The following is a 17304-nucleotide window of genomic DNA, read 5'->3' as shown; positions in this document are numbered from 1 at the left end:
TATCCGCGCCCCGAACAGTGTGTCAATTTCAAGAATCGTCTGAAAATAGGCAAAAATCGTCTAAGAACTTAACGATCCTTGATGGCCAGTTGCACGATATGGCTGTCGACGAACTGTTCGAAGTGCGTGACCTTGCCATCCTTCAACGTCCATAAATGGGCCACGCGGGCATTCAGCGGTTTGCCCGTGGCTTTATAGACGCCGCTGTAGTTGCCGTAGGCGAACACCTTGTCGCCCTGGGCCACATAGTTCTCGACGGTGAAGGCAAACCCTTCCCACTCGGTGGCCAGGCGCTTGAAGACATTCTCCAGCACGGCATCGAAACCGACGTAGGTGCCGGCATAGGGAAAACCTGCCGCTTCGGTCCAGCGCGCATCAGGAGCCAGGGCGGCGGCGGTGTTTTTCGCGTTCTCCTGGGAGTTGGCGCCTTCGTAGGTGCTTTTGATCAGTGCCAGGTTATCCATGGGCGACTCCGCAAATTAAGTGGGGGTTCAAAGAGCGCAACCGTTCAGGCCACAGGCTTGCAGGCTAGGTGAAAGCTCGACCTCGGGCGAACCGCAGGCTTCGCTCAACCAGGTGGCGAACGCCTGCGGCTTGCCCAGCCAGGGGCTGATATCGAGCAGCCTGAACTGACCGTCCTGCTCCAGCATCAGGGTCGGAAAACCCTGGCCACCGACCCGGGCCAACAAGGCACGGCTGGCCTTGATGTGCTCGTTCAGGCTGTTCGCCGCGGCGTACTCGAAGGCTTCCTCGAACTCGCCGCGCTCAAAGCCCAGGCCTTCGGCGAGTTCCAACAGAACATCGACATCGGCGATGCGGCGCCCTTCGACGTAGTGGGCCGTCTGCAAGCGCCCGAGCAACTCCAGGCCGCGCCCGGCGAGCGCCTGCGCCGCCAGTACCGCGGCAATCGGCGGGGCCGAATCGAACAGCGCCGAATAGTCGCGCAGCAGACCTTCGAAGTAAGCCTCGCCGAACGGCTGCCCGGTGTATTCGGCAATGCGCCGGTCATGGGGCATGACGTAGTCGCGCAGTTGCGGCGAAACCTGCTGGCAGTTGCGCCCGGTCATCATGCCGCCGCCATGGGCCACCACCGGCAGCACGGCCTGGGCCGCCTGCACCAGCGGTTTGGCGCCGTAGCACCAACCGCACAAAGGATCGTAGATGTAATGAAGGGTCGCTGCCGACATGCAAGGCTCCGGGACAAAGGCCGATAAATTCGATGGCGGCAGACTATGCCTGTGGCCCACGGCGAAAAACGCTGGAATGGCTTTTAGTCTGTTTCGGGAATCGGTCGAATCGGCCGTGTATCCACTGCATTTCAATCAAGACACAAATTGAAACAATCCGTCCGGGGAACTTTTCAAGAATAATTAACGAAAGTAAATAGCAAGCATTACCATTCGCGCCGATAGTTTCTTTCCCCATCTGGATGCGTTTTTCCATGCCTGCCCCCTTCCGCCTGACTCCCCTGACCCTTGGCTTTTGCGCCTCGCTGACGGCCGGTTTCACCTGCGCCGCCCCGACCACCCTGCCGGCTACCGCCATCAGCGCGGAAGTCGATGCCGACGACCCACGGGTCAAGGAAGTCAGCACCGCGACCCGCACCGCCACGCCGGTGCGCTACGTGCCGCAAGCCATCGACTCGGTGAAGACCAGCAACGTGCTGGACTACGGCATCAACGATCTGGGCACGGCCTTGAGCGGCATTCCCAACGTCAGCAGCGGCGCCGACACCCGCTTCGACAGCCTGCGCATTCGCGGCTTCGACGCCAGCAACGACTTCTACCTCGACGGCGTCCGTGACGACAGCCAGTACGTGCGCGACCTGCACAACATCGAGCGCATCGAGGTGCTCAAGGGCCCGGCGGCGGTGCTTTATGGCCGTGGTAGCCAGGGCGGGATCGTCAACCGGGTGAGCAAGCTGCCGCAGTTCGGCCGCCACTCCAGCGTCGAAGTCAAAGGCGGCAGCGAAGACCTGCGCAGCCTGTATGCCGACCTCAGCGCCGACCCCAGCGAGAACATCAGCCTGCGCCTGAACATGGGCAACCAGGACAACAACAGCTTCCGCGATGGCGTCAGCGGCAGTCGCCAGCTGTTCGCGCCGTCCATGAGCTGGCAACTGACGCCGGACCTGAACTGGCTGGTGCAGTACGAATACAGCCGCTACAACCGCACGCCGGACCGCGGCATCCCGGGGATCGACGGGCGCCCGGCGGACGTGAGTCGCGACACCACCTACGGCGACCAGCGCGACTACATCGACGACAAGTCCCAGTCGCTGCGCTCCAAGCTCAGCTACGAGCTGAACGACAACTGGCAACTGCGCCATACCCTGAGCCTGTTCAAGCTCAACAGCGATTTCGACAACACCTACCAGACCGGCTACGACAGCCGCACCAAACGGGTGAACCGCCAGCGCTGGCAGCAGGACCTGAACACCCGCAACCTTTACAACAACCTCGAAGTCGAAGGCACCTTCGATACCTTTGGCCTCGAGCACCGGGTGCTGACGGGTGTCGAACTGGGCAGCCAGCGACGCGATCCGAAGCTCTATACCGCAGCGGCGGTCAGTGCCGGAGGCCAGGCCGTGCCGTCCCTGGACCCGTTCAACCCGGATAAAAACATGCGGCATACCGGGAAAATGGTGGCGTCCAGCTACAACCACAGCGAGGTGGAAAGCCGCGCCGTGTATGTCCAGGACCAGTTGCGCCTGAACAATCAGTGGCAAGTGCTCGCGGGCCTGCGCTACGACAACTTCAACGTCGAGACCCACAACAAACTGCTGGATATCAAGGACGACCGCGACAGCCACAGCACCAGCCCGCGCCTGGGCGTGGTCTGGACCCCGCTGGAGAACCACTCCTTCTACGCCTCCTGGAGCAAGAGCTTCTCCCCCGTCGGCGGCGGCCTGATCGGCATTACCCCGAATGCCAACGGCAACAGCAACGACCTGAGCCCCGAGCGCACCCGGCAGAAGGAAGTCGGGGTCAAGAGCGACTGGCTCGGCGACCGCTTCAGCACCACGCTCGCGGTCTATGAGCTGGAGCTCTACAACCGTCGCAGCCGCAGCGTGGAAGACCCGAACGTGATCCTGCTGACCGGCCTGCAGCGCTCCCGCGGCGTGGAACTGACCGCGGCCGGCAAGATCGTCGGCAATTGGTCCGTGCGTGGCGGCATCGGGTTGCAGGACGCGACGGTGGTCAAGAGCAATAACGGTGACGAAGGCAACCGGGTGAACAACGTGGCCAAGCGCAATGGCAGCCTGTTCGTGACCTGGAAGCCGGAAATGGGCTGGTACGCCGAGACCGGCCTGACCCTGGTGGGCGATCGTTATGCCGACAACGCCAACACCGTGATGCTTCCGGGCTACGGCCGCTGGGACGCCCTGGCCGGCTTCCGGCAGAAGGACTGGGACCTGCGGGCCGCGCTGAACAACATCAGCGATCGCACGTATTACTCCTCGGCCACCAGCGCCGGGCAGATCCAGTTCGGCGATCCACGCAGCCTGGTGGTAACCGGTACCTACAGCTTCTAAAAAGCAGCCATGGATACGGCCGCCATCGCCTGAGCGCGGTGGCCGGCCTTGCGTCCGCTGCGCGGCCGATCGCAGCCTTCGGCAGCGGCTACAAAAACCTCGACCTTGCACCCTGCTCACTCCCTGTAGCCGCTGGCGCAGCCTGCGATCGACGGCGCAGCCGGCGCAAACCCCGGGTACACCCTTCCTGCTGACGGACCGCGGTGGCAGATTCGCGTCCGCTGCGCGGCCGATCGCAGCCTGCGGCAGCGGCTACAAAAACCCTCGGCCTTGTGCCCTGCTCACTCCCTGTAGCCGCTGGCGCAGCCTACGATCGACGGCGCAGCCGGCGCAAAACCTGAGCACACCATCGACCTGACGGACCGCGGTGGCAGATCCACGTCCGCTGCGCGGCCGATCACAGCCTTCGGCAGCGGCTACAAAAACCCTCGGCCTTGAGCCCTGCGCGCTCCCTGTAGCCGCTGGCGCAGCCTGCGATCGACGGCGCAGCCGGCGCAAAACCCGGCTACACCCTTCCTGCTGACGGATCGCGGTGCAGATTCGCGTCCGCTGCGCGGCCGATCGCAGCCTTCGGCAGCGGCTACAAAAACCCTCGACCTTGTGCCCTGCTCACTCCCTGTAGCCGCTGGCGCAGCCTGCAATCGACGGCACAGCCGGCGCAAAACCCGGGTATACCCTTCCAGATGACGGACCGCGGTGGCAGATCCACGTCCGCTACGCGGCCGATCGCAGCCTTCGGCAGCGGCTACAAAAACCCTCGACCTTGAGCCCTGCGCGCTCCCTGTAGCCGATGGCGCAGCCTGCGATCGACGGCGCAGCCGGCGCAAAACCCGGCTACACCCTTCCTGCTGACGGACCGCGGTGGCAGATTCGCGTCCGCTGCGCGGCCGATCGCAGCCTTCGGCAGCGGCTACAAAAACCTCGACCTTGCACCCTGCGCGCTCCCTGTAGCCGCTGGCGCAGCCTGCGATCGACGGCGCAGCCGGCGCAAAACCTGAGCACACCATCGACCTGACGGACCGCGGTGGCAGACGTCCGCTGCGCGGCCGATCGCAGCCTTCGGCAGCGGCTACATTCGCGCAAAAAAAAGCGCTGCCATCCGGGCAGCGCTTTTACCAATCCGTTGTTTGCCTATCCTTCCAGCACATCCCACAACGCTTCGAGTTCCGCCTCGCTGAACAAACCAGCAGGGTAACGATCGAGGATCATCCGGCGCGGGTCGGTTTCCCGGACCTGTCGCGTTCCATTGCACTTCAACCATTGCGCCAGAACCTGAAGCGACTCGCTATTTATTGCGGAAGTCCGCTCGCTGACCCTATTCATTTCCAGCGCTCTCTCCCGGTTTGTGAGCGGCTAACTTATCCAAGGTTTATGACAGAACATCGCAGTTCCACCGGCCTCGGATTGACCTCGCGAGAGATACAAGAGCTATGCCAAGACTCCACAATTGCCAGCTTCCGGATCCAAAAAAACCCGCAGTCCATCAGGGCTGCGGGCTTGCCGGGCGACGCCGGATTGGATCCATCTAACCGCCCGTCATTCAGGCGTCACGGGCTGTTACAACAACACTCAAACCTTGTGCGGCGCCGGTTGCTGTTGGGTAAGGCAATGGATATTTCCGCCCCCCAGTAACAACTCGCGACCCGGCACCATCACCACCTCGTGTTGCGGGAACAGGTTCTGCAGGATTTCCTTGGCCTGGGCATCCAGGGGGTCGTCGAAACTCGGGGCGATGATGCCGCCGTTGACGATCAGGAAGTTCACATAGGAACCGGCCAGGCGCACCGACGGATTACGCTCCTGGGTGCCATCCACCGGGTCGACGCCCGCGCACTCTTCTTCGGTGGCGTACAGCGGTCCGGGAATCGGCATCTTGTGCACCGTGAACGGGCGCCCCTTGGCGTCGGTGCTGTCTTGCAGCACTTTCAGCGCCGCCTGGCAGCGCGGGTAGTTCGGGTCCTGCGGGTCGTCGGTCCAGGCCAGCAATACTTCGCCCGGGCGCACGTAACAGCAGAAGTTATCCACATGGCCGTCGGTTTCGTCGTTGTACAGGCCATCCGGCAGCCAGATGACTTTATCCACAGCCAGGTTGGCGCTGAGCACCGCTTCGATCTCGGCACGGTTCATGTGCGGGTTGCGATTGCGGTTGAGCAGGCATTCCTCGGTGGTGATCACCGTGCCTTCGCCGTCGACGTGAATCGAGCCGCCTTCGAGCACGAAGCCCTCGGTGCGGTAACGCGGGCTGCGCTCGATCTCGAGGATCTTGCCGCCCACCTGCGAGTCACGGTTCCACGGCGCATACAGGCCGCCGTCGAAACCGCCCCAGGCGTTGAAATCCCAGTTCACGCCACGGACTTCGCCCTGGTCGTTGATGACGAAGGTCGGGCCGGTATCGCGGACCCAGGCGTCGTCGCTGGACATCTCCACCAGGCGGATATTCGGCACGTCCAGGCGCGCCCGGGCGTTTTCATACTGGCCCGCGGAGACCGCCACGGTCACCGGTTCGAAGCGGGCGATGGCCTTGGCCACCGCTACGTGCGCGGCCTGCGCCGGCTTGCCGCCCAGGCGCCAGTTGTCCGGGCGCTCGGGCCAGATCATCCAGGTCTGGGTCTGCGTCGCCCACTCGGCTGGCATGTAGAAGCCGTCGGCGCGAGGGGTGCTGTGCAAAGTGGTCATGGGTTCAGGACTCCAGGGAACCGTCGAGGGTTTTGATCGCGCTGTACAGGTTCGGCCGACGGTCGCGGAACGAACCCCAGGCGCTGCGAATGTGTTCCAGCTCGTCGAGGTCGAAACTGTGGACAAGAATACCTTCTTCAGTCTCGTTCAGTTCTTCAACCTTCTCGCCGAACTGGTTGGCGATGAACGACGAGCCGTAGAAGGTGATGTCGTAGCCGTCCTGCTCTTCGTTGCCGATGCGGTTGCTGGCGATCAGCGGCATCAGGTTGGCACCGGCGTGGCCTTGTTGCACGCGCTGCCAGTGGTCGCGGGACGAGATGCTCTTGTCGTGCGGCTCGCTGCCGATGGCGGTCGGGTAAAACAGAATCTCCGCGCCTTGCAGCGCCATGCTGCGGGCGCACTCGGGGAACCACTGGTCCCAGCAGATGCCCACGCCGATTTTCGCGTAGCGGGTGTTCCACACCTTGAAGCCGGTGTCGCCCGGATTGAAGTAGTACTTTTCGTGATAACCGGGGCCGTCCGGGATGTGGCTTTTACGATAAATCCCGAGGTTGCTGCCGTCGGCGTCGATGATCGCGATGCTGTTGAAACGCGCCCGCCCGGCCAGTTCATAGAAGCTGATCGGCAGCACCACCTGCAGCTCCTTGGCGACTTTCTGGAAGTGCGCGATGGCCGCATTGCTTTCCACCGGAGTCGCCAGTTGCAGGTAGTCCGGGTTCGGCTTCTGGCAGAAGTACGGGGCCTCGAACAGTTCCTGGATCAGGATGATCTGCGCGCCTTTGGCGGCGGCCTCGCGGACCAGCTTTTCCGCGGTCTCGATATTGGCCTCGAGGTCCCAGGAACAGGCCATCTGGGTTGCGGCGACGGTAACGATACGGCTCATGGATCATCTCCTGGGCAGCAGCAAAGGACCGAGGGTGGCATCGGTCGATGACAGAAAAAGGGCAAGGCCGAGGCGGTTTGATCATGGCCTGGGCCGAGGCAGTTTATATACGATAAAAATCGACTTTAAAAGCGTAAAAATAAATTAACCAAAAATAAACCCCTATAAACATCGATTATTATCGATATTTATAGGGGTTTAGGGGGGGCAGTGCGGACGCTATCGCGAGCAAGCTCGCTCCTACAGGGGCATGCCTTTCTCTGTAGGAGCGAGCTTGCTCGCGATCCGAATGCGCAGCATTCGGGGGGCTACAGCCCCTCCTCCAGCACCTTGGCCAACATGTCGACAAAGAAGTCGACGCTCTGGCGCGTGGTGACCATCGGCGGCTTGATCTTGAGGATGTTCAGGTCATCGCCGGTGGGTTGCATGAAGATCCCCAGCTCGCGCAGGCGATCGCACAGCAGGGCGGTCTCCTGCGTGGCCGGCTCCAGGGTCTGGCGATCGCGGATCAGCTCCAGGCCCAGGTAGAACCCCGAGCCATGCACCGCGCCCACCAGCGGATAACGCTCGATCAGGGCTTCGAGGCGCTGCTTGAAGTGGCCACCGACCACCTGGGCGTTTTCCCAGAGTTTTTCTTCCTGCATCACGTCCAGCACCGCCATGCCGATCCGGCAACTCACCGGGCTGCCGCCGGCCGAGGAGAAGAAATAACCTTCGGCCTCCAGCGCTTCGGCGATCTCCCGGCGGGTGATCACCGCCCCCAGCGGCTGGCCGTTGCCCATGCCTTTGGCCATGGTGATGATGTCCGGCACCACGCCCTGCTCTTCGAAGCCCCAGAAAAACTTGCCCATGCGCCCGTAACCGACCTGCACCTCATCGGCGATGCACACGCCGCCCTGGGCACGGACCAGCGCATAGACCTGCTTCAGGTAACCCGGCGGCAGGGCGATGCCGCCAGCGTTGCCATACACCGGCTCGCAGATGAAACCGGCCAATTGGCGATTCTGCTCCGCCAGTTTGGCCAGGTTGTGTTCGACGCTGCGCACATAATCCGCGGTGCTGTCCTGGCCGCGGAACTCGCCGCGATAGGTATTGGGCGCGGTCACCGGATGCACCCAGTCCGGGCGGCTGCTCAGGGCCTGGGGGTTGTCGGCGATCGAGGTGGACACCGCATCCGCGCCCACCGTCCAGCCGTGGTAGGCCTCCAGCACGCTGAGCAGGTCGCGCCCGCCGCTGTAGGCCCAGGCCAGGCGGATCGCCAGGTCGTTGGCCTCGCTGCCGCTGTTGACCAGGAACACCCGGTCCATGGAGTCCGGCGCCAGCTCCAGCAAGCGCTCGGAGAACTCGGCAATCGCCGCGTAGTGGAAACGCGAGTTGGTGTTGAGCAGCGACCATTGGCGCGCGGCCTCGGCGGCCATCCGTGGATGGCCGTGGCCGAGCACCGCGACATTGTTGAGCATGTCCAGGTAGGAACGGCCCTGCATGTCGATCAGGTGGTTGCGCCAGCCGCGCTCGATGCGTGGCGGGTCGACGTAATAGTGCTTCTGCGAACGGGCGAAACTGGCATCGCGGCGCGCCAGCAAGGCTTGCGGGTCGAGCTCCGGCTCGGCGTCGCAGGCCAGGCCCAGCAGCGCCGCCGGCGACGGGCACAGCGCCTGCCATGCCGCGGCCCGCGAGGGCGTGCAGAACAGCGGAGGATCGAGCTGCGCGCCACGGCACAGCTGGACCTTGAGCCCGCCATCCACCGCCCCCAGGACCTGGCCTTTGACCAGCGCCGCGCCGGCATGCACCGAGGGCGTGACGCCCCACAGCCGCACACTCAATTGCGGGCCATCGAGGCGCAACACACCGTCGGTGGCGCGGTGCAGCACCCCGGCAAAAGGCGCTTCGACCGCCGTGCCCGACGGTACTTGCAACTGCACATGCAATGGGAAAGTGTCCGGCTCGACCGCACTGTCCGGGCAGGTCCGGGACAGGCGGTACTGCCCATAACGACTGGCCGCCAATCCATGGGCCGCCGCGGCCTGCTGCAACAGCTGGGTATCGATCTCCGGCTGCTCCCAGTTGCCGGCCTCGAAATGCGGGCTGAGCACGCCCAGGTCGATCAGGGCGAACTCGCGCCCCACCAGGCCCGGCAGCAAGGGGGCGAAACCTTCGCTGGCGATGGCCGGCAGAGACTGGCCGACCGCCGCGAGGATCGCCGCTTCCATCAACTCGAACGGCACCGAGGTGGCGACGCGGAAGATCTCCCATTCGTGGCTCAGGTTGTCGCGGCTGTACTGGTTGCCCGGGTCGATGCTCACCTGCTGTTCGCCACTGAGCACCAGCACCGCGGCGCGGGCCACGATCAGCGGCCACAGCGCCAGCAGCTCGGCCTGCTGCAGTGGATTGACCGCGTGATAGGCACGGACCGCCGGCAGGATGCAGAACGGATCGCCCTCGGCATGGTGCAGCAGCGCCGCGCAGGTCACCGACAGGTCAGTGATGCGCCAGGTGCGAATCAGGTCGCCGAAATCGATCACCCCCTGTACCTGCCAGTGGCGCTGGGCGTCACGCTGCCAGACCACGTTGTCGTCGGTGATGTCCAGGTGGATCGCCTGCACCGGCAACTGCTCGGCCAGGCGCTGCACACGGCGCTCGGCCTGCTCGGCCACTTCGGCGATCAGGCTGCGTTGCTGTTCGTCGGCGATCACCGGTAACAGGTGATTGATCAGGCTATGGGCGTGGCGCGCGTCCCATTGCAGGGTGCGTTCCAGGCCCGGGTGCTGGAAGTCCGCCAGGGCCAGGTCCATCTGCCCGCACAACCGGCCGAAGCCGGCCGCCAGCTCGGGGCCCAGGTGCTTGAGGTGGGTCAGCGGCTGGCCTTCGATGTAGTCGAGCAGGCGCACATGCAGCGCCTGGCCAGCGACCTCCAGGGACAGCAGGTCGGCGCCGTTCTTCGCCGGGATCACCCGGGGTACGTGCAGTTCGGGGTGGCTGCCCAGGTGCTTGAGCGCCGCATGTTGCGCCTGCAGTTCCAGGGCGGCGTAGTCGCCACGGCAGATCTTCAGGACAAAACGCCCCCGGGGACTGTCGAGCCGGTAGTTGAGATCCTGCTGGCTGCCCAACGATTGCAGCGTGCCGCCAAGGCCGTAGTGCACTTCGAGCAGGTCCAGCGCCTGCTGCGGGGTGACTTGCGGACCGGGCAGACTGGCGCGGTGAATCAACGTGGCGAGCAACATGGAACGACCCCTGGAATTATTGTCAGATGCGTATATCGCCACTGCGCCAGGCGTTACGCAACCCCCTGGCCCGGGCAGACGACAAGGGCTGCACCGCCGCCGGGAAGCTAAACAGGATGCCAATACCCGGGCCAGACATCGGCGGCCCTTGCAGCGGCCGCTGGCTGCCGACAAGCTATGCTCCATTCGCGACTCCATGTCTTAGGGAAGAAGGCCTACCCATATGCGCATTCTCGTTACCGGCGGTGCCGGCTTTATTGGATCGGCGCTGATTCGCCACCTGATCCGCAACACCGAACACGAGGTGCTCAACCTCGACAAGCTGACCTACGCAGGCAACCTGGAGTCGCTTTCGAGTATCGCCGCCGACACCCGCTACGAGTTCGTCCAGGCCGATATCGTCGACCAGGCCAGCGTCAGCGCCGTGCTCGAGCGTTTCCGGCCCCAGGCGATCATGCACCTGGCCGCCGAGTCCCACGTCGACCGCTCCATCGACGGTCCGTCGGACTTCATCCAGACCAACATCGTCGGCACCTACAGCCTGCTGGAAGCCGCCCGCGCCTACTGGCAGGCCCTGCCGTCGACGGAAAAAAGCGCCTTCCGTTTCCACCACATTTCCACCGACGAGGTGTACGGCGACCTGCACGGCGTCGACGACCTGTTCACCGAAACCACGCCCTACGCCCCCAGCTCGCCCTACTCCGCCAGCAAGGCCGCGTCCGACCACCTGGTCCGCGCCTGGCAGCGCACCTACGGCCTGCCGGTACTGGTCACCAACTGCTCGAACAACTACGGGCCGTTCCACTTCCCGGAAAAGCTCATCCCGCTGGTGATCCTCAACGCCCTGGCCGGAAAACCGCTGCCGGTGTACGGCAACGGCCTGCAAGTGCGCGACTGGCTGTTCGTCGAAGACCACGCCCGCGCCCTGCTCAAGGTGGTGACCGAAGGCGTGGTCGGCGAGACCTACAACATCGGCGGCCACAACGAACAGACAAACATCGACGTGGTGCGCGGCATCTGCCAACTGCTGGAAGAACTGGCGCCACAAAAACCTGAAGGTGTGAAACAATTCGCCGACCTGATCACCTACGTCCAGGACCGCCCCGGTCATGACCTGCGCTACGCCATCGACGCCGGCAAGATCGAGCGCGAACTGGGCTGGGTGCCGCAAGAAACCTTCGCCAGCGGCCTGCGCAAGACTGTGCAGTGGTACCTGGACAACCAGGAATGGTGCCAGCACGTGCAGGACGGCAGCTACCAAGGGCAACGCCTCGGTTTCACTGACTTCAAGGATCTGATCGCATGATGAAAGGTATCGTTCTGGCGGGTGGCTCGGGCACCCGCCTGCACCCGATCACCCTGGGTGTGTCCAAGCAACTGCTGCCGGTCTACGACAAACCGATGATCTATTACCCGATCTCGGTGCTGATGCTGGCCGGCATCAAGGACATCCTGCTGATCTCCACCCCCCAGGACCTGCCGCAGTACCGCAACCTGCTGGGCGACGGCAGCCAGTTCGGGGTGCGCTTCAGCTACGCCGAACAACCGTCGCCGGACGGCCTGGCGCAGGCGTTCCTGATCGGCGAGGAATTCATTGGCGACGACCCTGTGTGCCTGATCCTCGGCGACAACATCTTCCACGGCCAACACTTCACCGAGAAGCTGCAGAACGCCGCGGCGAAACCGTCCGGGGCGACGGTCTTCGGCTACTGGGTCAAGGACCCGCAGCGCTTTGGCGTGATCGACTTCGACGCACAGGGCAATGCCCTTTCGATCGAGGAAAAGCCTCTGCACCCCAAGTCCAGCTACGCCGTGACCGGGCTGTATTTCTACGACAACTCAGTGGTCGAGATCGCCAAGGCGGTCAAGCCTTCGGCGCGCGGTGAACTGGAAATCACCGACGTCAACAATGCCTACCTGCAACGCGGCGACCTCAGCGTCGAACGTTTCGGCCGCGGCTTCGCCTGGCTCGACACCGGCACCCACGACAGCCTGCTGGAAGCCTCGCAGTATGTGCAGACCATCGAGCATCGCCAGGGCCTGAAAGTCGCCTGCCTCGAGGAAATCGCCTACAACCAGGGCTGGATCGACCGCGAGCATCTGCTCGAACACGCCAAGTACTTCGGCAAGACCGGCTACGGCCAATACCTCTACAGCCTGGCGGGAGAAACCCAATGAAGGTCCTGGCCACCGAACTGCCCGGCGTGCTGATCATCGAACCCAAGGTCTTTGGCGACGAACGCGGTTTTTTCTACGAGAGCTTCAATGCCAAGGCGTTCGAAGAAGCAACCGGCGTGCGCACCCAGTTCGTCCAGGACAACCATTCGCGCTCGCAAAAGGGCGTGCTGCGTGGCCTGCACTACCAGATCGAAAACACCCAGGGAAAACTGGTGCGGGTAGTCGCCGGCGAAGTGCTCGACGTGACGGTGGATATCCGTCGCAGCTCGCCGCACTTCGGTAAGTGGGTCGGGGTGCGGTTGTCCGCGGACAACCATCGCCAGCTGTGGGTACCGGAAGGCTTCGCCCATGGTTTCGTGGTGCTGAGCGAGTACGCCGAGTTTCTCTACAAGACCACCGACTACTACACCCCGGCGTCCGAACGCTGCATTCGCTGGGACGATCCGACCCTGGCCATTGACTGGCAACTCACAGGCCCGGCGCAGCTCTCGGCCAAGGATCAGGCCGGCAAATTGCTCAGTGAAGCCGAGCTGTTCCCATGAGTGGCCGCTTGAAGATCCTGATCAGCGGCCAGCACGGCCAGGTCTCCCAGGCCCTGCAACAGCGCCTGGGAAACCAGCATGAATTGATCGTGCCCGGGCGCGGCCTGCTCGACCTGACAAACCCGGACGCCATTCGCCAGCAAGTGCGCAGCCTGCGCCCGCAGCTGATCATCAACGCGGCCGCCCACACCGCCGTCGATCAGGCCCAGAGCGAGCCGGACCTGGCCTTTGCGATCAATGCCAGTGCCCCCGGCGTGTTCGCCGAGGAAGCGCGGGAACTGGGTATCCCGCTGATTCACTACTCCACCGATTACGTCTTCGACGGCAGCAAGCAGGCCCCCTACACCGAAGACGATGAACCCAACCCGCTGAGCGTCTACGGCCAGAGCAAACTCGCCGGCGAACGGGCCATCGGCGCGGCAGGTGGTGAACACCTGATCCTGCGCACCAGTTGGGTGTATTCGAACATCGGCAAGAACTTCCTGCTGACCATGCAACGCCTGCTGCAGGAAAAACCGCACTTGCGCGTGGTCGCCGACCAGATCGGCGCGCCTACCTGGGCCGGCACCATCGCCGCCAGCACCGCCGCCCTGATCGAGCGCTGGCAGGCCGGCCAGCCAGGAGCCTGGGGGACCTATCACCTGACCGCTGCTGGCGAGACCTCCTGGTTCGGCTTCGCCCAGGCCATTGGCGAGCACCTGCTGGCCCAAGGCAAAACCTGCGCGACCCTGGAGGCGATCCCCTCCAGCGCCTATCCGACACCCGCGCCACGGCCGCTGAACTCGCGCCTCGATTGCCGCCGCCTGGAGCGCGAGTGGGGCGTGCGCCAGCCTGAGTGGCGCAGCGCATTGCACGAGTGTCTTGCCGGGCAGGGCTAGGTTCTGTACGGAAAGTCGCCGAGCGGCGATCAGGCAAGGCAAAAACAGGTGAGGAAGCGGAGTGTAGGGGCCTACATGAGCATTCCGAGCCTGTTTTTAACGCGGCATGATCGTCGCGCAGGCAGTTTACGTATAGAACCTAGGCATAATGCGCCTGTACCCACAGGCGCATCGTCCCCATGACTCCACCTCTCCCCCGACGCCCCCGCTGGCGTAGCCTGGCTTTGCTGGCCCTGTGCCTGGCGCCGCTGCTGTGGCCGCTGGAGCACCTGGCCGAGCGTTATTACCGCAGCGAACTGGCGGGCCAGAACCGCCAGACCCTCGACCTCTACGTCGCCAACCTGCTGGGCACCCTGCACCGCTATGAGGTGCTGCCGCAGATTCTCGGCGAGCTGCCGGCGTTGCGTGCGGTCCTCGGCGCGCCGGACGACGGTGTGACCCAGGGCAACGCCAACCGCCTGCTGAAAAACATCAGTGCCCAGACCGGGGCCGAAGTGATGTACCTGATGGACACCTCCGGTAACACCCTGGCGGCGTCCAACTGGGACAAGCACGACAGTTTCGTCGGCCGCAATTTCTCCTTCCGCCCCTATTTCAGCGAAGCCATGGCCGGGCGCCTGGGGCGTTTCTTCGGCCTGGGCACCACCTCGGCCAAGCGCGGTTATTTCTTCGCCGCCGCCGTGCGCAACGGCGAGAAAATCATCGGCGTGCTGGTGGTCAAGGTCGACCTGGACCACACCGAAAGTCTCTGGGGCAAGACCCCCGAGCAACTGGTGGTCACCGACCACAATGGCGTGGTGATCCTCACCTCGCGCGCGGAATGGCGTTTCCGCTCGACCCGCCCGCTGACTGAAGACGAAAGCCAGGCCATCGTCGCCATCCAGCCCTACCCAACCCGCGATCCACGGCCGTTGAACCTCGACTCCAACGCCTGGCTGACCCAGACCCGGCAGATCGACGAAACCGGCTGGAGCGTGAGCATCCTCGCCCCGCGTACCCTGATCGATCGCCCGGTGCGCACCGTGGTGGCGGTGGGCGGCGCCACGCTGCTGGTCTTGATGTTGCTGCTCGGCTTGATGATGCAGCGTCGTCGCCACTACCTGGAGCGCATCGCCTTCGAAGCCAAGGCCCGGCGCGAATTGGAAATGCGCGTGGCCGAACGCACCAGCGACCTGGAAGGCCTGAACCGCCGCCTCAGGCAGGAAGTGCTGGAGCGCGAACACGCCCAGCAGGAACTGGTGCGCGCCCAGGACGACCTGGTGCAGGCCGGCAAGCTCTCGGCCCTGGGCACCATGTCGGCGAGCATCAGCCATGAGCTCAACCAGCCGCTGGCGGCGATCCGCAGCTACGCGGAAAACGCCGAGGTGCTGCTGGACCACCAGCGCACCGAGGACGCCCGCGGCAACCTCAAGCTGATCAGCGAGCTGACCGGGCGTATGGCCTCGATCATCGCCCACCTGCGCGCCTTTGCCCGCCGCGACCGCCACGCGCCGGAAAGCGTCGCCCTGCAACCGGCGCTGGACGACGCCCTGGCGCTGCTGGCCAAGCGCCGACGGGCGATGGAAGTGGAGCTGATCCGCGACCTGCCGGCGGCCACCCTGTGGGTCGAGGCCGGGGAGACGCGGCTGCGCCAGGTGCTCGGCAACCTGCTGGCCAATGCCCTGGACGCGCTGACCGAAAAAGGCCCGCCGCGCAAACTCTGGCTGAGTGCCGAATCCACCGCCACGGGCGTCAATCTGTACATTCGCGACAACGGCCCGGGCTTCTGCATGGAGGCCCTGGGCCGCGCCGGCGAGCCTTTCTACACCACCAAGACCCGCACCCAGGGCCTTGGCCTGGGCCTGGCGATCTGCGACACCCTGATGCGCGCCTTTGGCGGTGAACTGTCGTTCTCCAACCACCGCGAAGGCGGCGCCCTGATTACCCTGCGGCTGCGCGCCGGCGCGCCGGGAGTGAGCCTGCAACCGTCCGAGGACCGCAGCGTATGAGTACACCGATCACCAGTGACGTGCAGGTGGTGTTGATCGACGACGATCCGCACCTGCGCCAGGCCCTGAGCCAGACCCTGGACCTGGCCGGGCTGAAGATCCTGCCGCTGGGCGAAGCCCAGGGCCTGGCCGCGCGCCTGGAGCGCGACTGGCCGGGGGTAGTGGTCAGCGACATCCGCATGCCCGGCATGGACGGCCTCGAACTGCTCGGCGAACTGCACGGCCAGGACCCTGAGCTGCCGGTGCTGCTGATCACCGGCCACGGCGATGTGCCGCTGGCGGTGCAGGCGATGCGCGCCGGGGCCTATGACTTCCTGGAGAAACCCTTCGCCAGCGATGCCCTGCTCGACAGCGTGCGCCGCGCCCTGGCCCTGCGCCGCCTGGTGCTGGACAACCGCAGCCTGCGCCTGGCCCTGAGCGATCGCCAGGAGCTCAGCGCGCGGCTGGTCGGGCTGTCGGCGCCGATCCTGCGTTTACGTGAACAGATCGGCGCCCTGGCGGCGACCAAGGCCGACGTGCTGATCCTCGGCGAGACCGGCGCCGGCAAGGAAGTGGTGGCGCGGGCGCTGCATGATCTGTCGAGCCGGCGCAACGGCCCGTTCGTGGCGATCAACGCCGGCGCCCTGGCCGAATCGGTGGTCGAAAGCGAACTGTTCGGCCACGAGCCGGGGGCCTTTACCGGCGCGCAGAAACGCCGCATCGGCAAGTTCGAATTCGCCAACGGCGGCACGCTGTTCCTCGATGAAATCGAAAGCATGAGCCTGGACGTGCAGGTCAAGCTGCTGCGCATGCTGCAGGAGCGGGTGGTGGAGCGCCTGGGCGGCAATCAACTGATCCCGCTGGACATCCGCATCATCGCCGCGACCAAGGAAGACCTGCGCCAGGCGGCCGACCAGGGGCGCTTTCGCGCCGACCTGTATTACCGCCTGAATGTCGCACCGCTGCGTATTCCACCGTTGCGCGAGCGTGGCGAAGATGCCTTGCTGCTGTTCCAGCATTTCGCCGACGAGGCCAGCGCCCGCCACGGCCTGCCGCCCCACGAACTGCAACCGGGGCAGCGCGCCCTGCTGCTGCGCCACAGCTGGCCGGGCAATGTGCGCGAACTGCAGAACGCCGCCGAACGCTTCGCCCTCGGCCTGGAACTGGCCCTGGACAACAGCGCGCCGGACGGCAGCCCACAACCGGCGCCGACGGTGGTCGAGGGCGGCCTGAGCGAGCAGGTGGAGAACTTCGAAAAGAGCCTGATCGCCGCCGAGCTGGCCCGCTCCCACAACTCGCTGCGCAGCCTCGCCGAAGCCCTGGGTATTCCGCGCAAGACCCTGCATGACAAACTGCGCAAACACGGCCTGAGCTTCGGCGACAGCGGCGCCAGCTCTGGTGGCGACGATAGCGAGTGAGCGATG

At 64.6% G+C, this 17304-nt stretch carries 14 protein-coding genes; 7 read left to right on the top strand and 7 right to left on the bottom strand.

The window, feature by feature from the left end; translation table 11 throughout:
- Positions 1-68 precede the first annotated feature (68 nt).
- The 3 genes from BM019_RS16635 to BM019_RS30560 are packed head-to-tail and all read right to left on the bottom strand — an operon-like array spanning position 69 to position 1443.
- Complete coding sequence (locus tag BM019_RS16635) at positions 69-464, bottom strand: nuclear transport factor 2 family protein (protein ID WP_092418942.1); 396 nt, start codon at positions 462-464, stop codon at positions 69-71.
- A gap of 27 nt (positions 465-491) precedes the next feature.
- On the bottom strand, positions 492-1187 hold the full coding sequence (locus BM019_RS16630) for a DsbA family protein (RefSeq protein WP_092418941.1): 696 nt from the start codon (positions 1185-1187) through the stop codon (positions 492-494).
- Positions 1188-1230: 43 nt separating this feature from the next.
- Positions 1231-1443 carry a hypothetical protein gene (locus BM019_RS30560; protein WP_124298076.1) on the bottom strand — a complete coding sequence of 71 codons (213 nt, stop codon included), beginning with the start codon at positions 1441-1443 and terminating at the stop codon, positions 1231-1233.
- On the opposite strand from BM019_RS30560, the gene BM019_RS16625 reads away from it, so the two are divergent.
- The gene (locus BM019_RS16625; protein WP_092418940.1) at positions 1442-3535 is read left to right on the top strand and encodes a TonB-dependent receptor; all 2094 of its coding nucleotides are present in this window, start codon (positions 1442-1444) and stop codon (positions 3533-3535) included. The two genes, BM019_RS30560 and BM019_RS16625, sit on opposite strands and share 2 nt — an antisense overlap.
- 1131 nt (positions 3536-4666) lie before the next feature.
- On the opposite strand, the gene BM019_RS16620 is transcribed toward BM019_RS16625, so the two are convergent.
- The 4 genes from BM019_RS16620 to BM019_RS16605 all read right to left on the bottom strand — a co-directional run bounded on the left by BM019_RS16620 (position 4667) and on the right by BM019_RS16605 (position 10315).
- Positions 4667-4858, bottom strand: coding sequence for a hypothetical protein (locus tag BM019_RS16620; RefSeq protein ID WP_009041729.1), 192 nt, complete (start codon positions 4856-4858; stop codon positions 4667-4669).
- 246 nt (positions 4859-5104) lie between these two features.
- Entirely contained in the window at positions 5105-6211 is a 1107-nt protein-coding gene (gene aguA, locus BM019_RS16615; protein ID WP_009041728.1) for an agmatine deiminase, read from the bottom strand.
- 4 nt (positions 6212-6215) lie between these two features.
- Complete coding sequence (gene aguB / locus BM019_RS16610) at positions 6216-7094, bottom strand: N-carbamoylputrescine amidase (protein ID WP_009041727.1); 879 nt, start codon at positions 7092-7094, stop codon at positions 6216-6218.
- Between the two features lie 308 nt (positions 7095-7402).
- A complete protein-coding gene (locus BM019_RS16605) occupies positions 7403-10315 on the bottom strand; it encodes an aminotransferase (RefSeq protein WP_092418939.1) in 2913 nt (970 codons plus the stop codon).
- Positions 10316-10538: 223 nt separating this feature from the next.
- Here BM019_RS16605 and rfbB point away from each other — a divergent pair, with 223 nt between their 5' ends.
- The 6 genes from rfbB (at position 10539) to BM019_RS16575 (ending at position 17298) form a co-directional block, all read left to right on the top strand.
- Positions 10539-11621 carry a dTDP-glucose 4,6-dehydratase gene (gene rfbB, locus BM019_RS16600; RefSeq protein WP_092418938.1) on the top strand — a complete coding sequence of 361 codons (1083 nt, stop codon included), beginning with the start codon at positions 10539-10541 and terminating at the stop codon, positions 11619-11621.
- Entirely contained in the window at positions 11618-12493 is an 876-nt protein-coding gene (rfbA, locus tag BM019_RS16595) for a glucose-1-phosphate thymidylyltransferase RfbA (protein ID WP_092418937.1), read from the top strand. The genes rfbB and rfbA overlap by 4 nt, the downstream gene beginning before the upstream one ends.
- Positions 12490-13035, top strand: coding sequence for a dTDP-4-dehydrorhamnose 3,5-epimerase (rfbC, locus tag BM019_RS16590; protein WP_009041723.1), 546 nt, complete (start codon positions 12490-12492; stop codon positions 13033-13035). Before rfbA ends, rfbC begins: the two co-directional genes overlap by 4 nt.
- On the top strand, positions 13032-13913 hold the full coding sequence (gene rfbD / locus BM019_RS16585; protein WP_092418936.1) for a dTDP-4-dehydrorhamnose reductase: 882 nt from the start codon (positions 13032-13034) through the stop codon (positions 13911-13913). The genes rfbC and rfbD overlap by 4 nt, the downstream gene beginning before the upstream one ends.
- 179 nt (positions 13914-14092) lie before the next feature.
- A complete protein-coding gene (locus BM019_RS16580) occupies positions 14093-15901 on the top strand; it encodes a sensor histidine kinase (protein WP_009041721.1) in 1809 nt (602 codons plus the stop codon).
- Positions 15898-17298, top strand: coding sequence for a sigma-54-dependent transcriptional regulator (locus BM019_RS16575; protein ID WP_062823982.1), 1401 nt, complete (start codon positions 15898-15900; stop codon positions 17296-17298). The genes BM019_RS16580 and BM019_RS16575 overlap by 4 nt, the downstream gene beginning before the upstream one ends.
- Positions 17299-17304 lie beyond the last annotated feature (6 nt).

It is taken from the genome of Pseudomonas sp. NFPP07, assembly GCF_900115645.1.
Lineage (GTDB): Bacteria > Pseudomonadota > Gammaproteobacteria > Pseudomonadales > Pseudomonadaceae > Aquipseudomonas > Aquipseudomonas chlororaphis.
This window is presented reverse-complemented; position numbering and strand designations above follow the sequence as displayed.

What these genes read in the sequence shown, in the direction of transcription:
- BM019_RS16635 (WP_092418942.1), bottom strand. Translation starts at nt 464, where the DNA reads ATGGATAACCTGGCACTGATCAAAAGCACCTACGAAGGCGCCAACTCC.
- BM019_RS16630 (WP_092418941.1), bottom strand. Translation starts at nt 1,187, where the DNA reads ATGTCGGCAGCGACCCTTCATTACATCTACGATCCTTTGTGCGGTTGG.
- BM019_RS16625 (WP_092418940.1), top strand. Translation starts at nt 1,442, where the DNA reads ATGCCTGCCCCCTTCCGCCTGACTCCCCTGACCCTTGGCTTTTGCGCC.
- BM019_RS30560 (WP_124298076.1), bottom strand. Translation starts at nt 1,443, where the DNA reads ATGGAAAAACGCATCCAGATGGGGAAAGAAACTATCGGCGCGAATGGT.
- BM019_RS16620 (WP_009041729.1), bottom strand. Translation starts at nt 4,858, where the DNA reads ATGAATAGGGTCAGCGAGCGGACTTCCGCAATAAATAGCGAGTCGCTT.
- aguA (WP_009041728.1), bottom strand. Translation starts at nt 6,211, where the DNA reads ATGACCACTTTGCACAGCACCCCTCGCGCCGACGGCTTCTACATGCCA.
- aguB (WP_009041727.1), bottom strand. Translation starts at nt 7,094, where the DNA reads ATGAGCCGTATCGTTACCGTCGCCGCAACCCAGATGGCCTGTTCCTGG.
- BM019_RS16605 (WP_092418939.1), bottom strand. Translation starts at nt 10,315, where the DNA reads ATGTTGCTCGCCACGTTGATTCACCGCGCCAGTCTGCCCGGTCCGCAA.
- rfbB (WP_092418938.1), top strand. Translation starts at nt 10,539, where the DNA reads ATGCGCATTCTCGTTACCGGCGGTGCCGGCTTTATTGGATCGGCGCTG.
- rfbA (WP_092418937.1), top strand. Translation starts at nt 11,618, where the DNA reads ATGATGAAAGGTATCGTTCTGGCGGGTGGCTCGGGCACCCGCCTGCAC.
- rfbC (WP_009041723.1), top strand. Translation starts at nt 12,490, where the DNA reads ATGAAGGTCCTGGCCACCGAACTGCCCGGCGTGCTGATCATCGAACCC.
- rfbD (WP_092418936.1), top strand. Translation starts at nt 13,032, where the DNA reads ATGAGTGGCCGCTTGAAGATCCTGATCAGCGGCCAGCACGGCCAGGTC.
- BM019_RS16580 (WP_009041721.1), top strand. Translation starts at nt 14,093, where the DNA reads ATGACTCCACCTCTCCCCCGACGCCCCCGCTGGCGTAGCCTGGCTTTG.
- BM019_RS16575 (WP_062823982.1), top strand. Translation starts at nt 15,898, where the DNA reads ATGAGTACACCGATCACCAGTGACGTGCAGGTGGTGTTGATCGACGAC.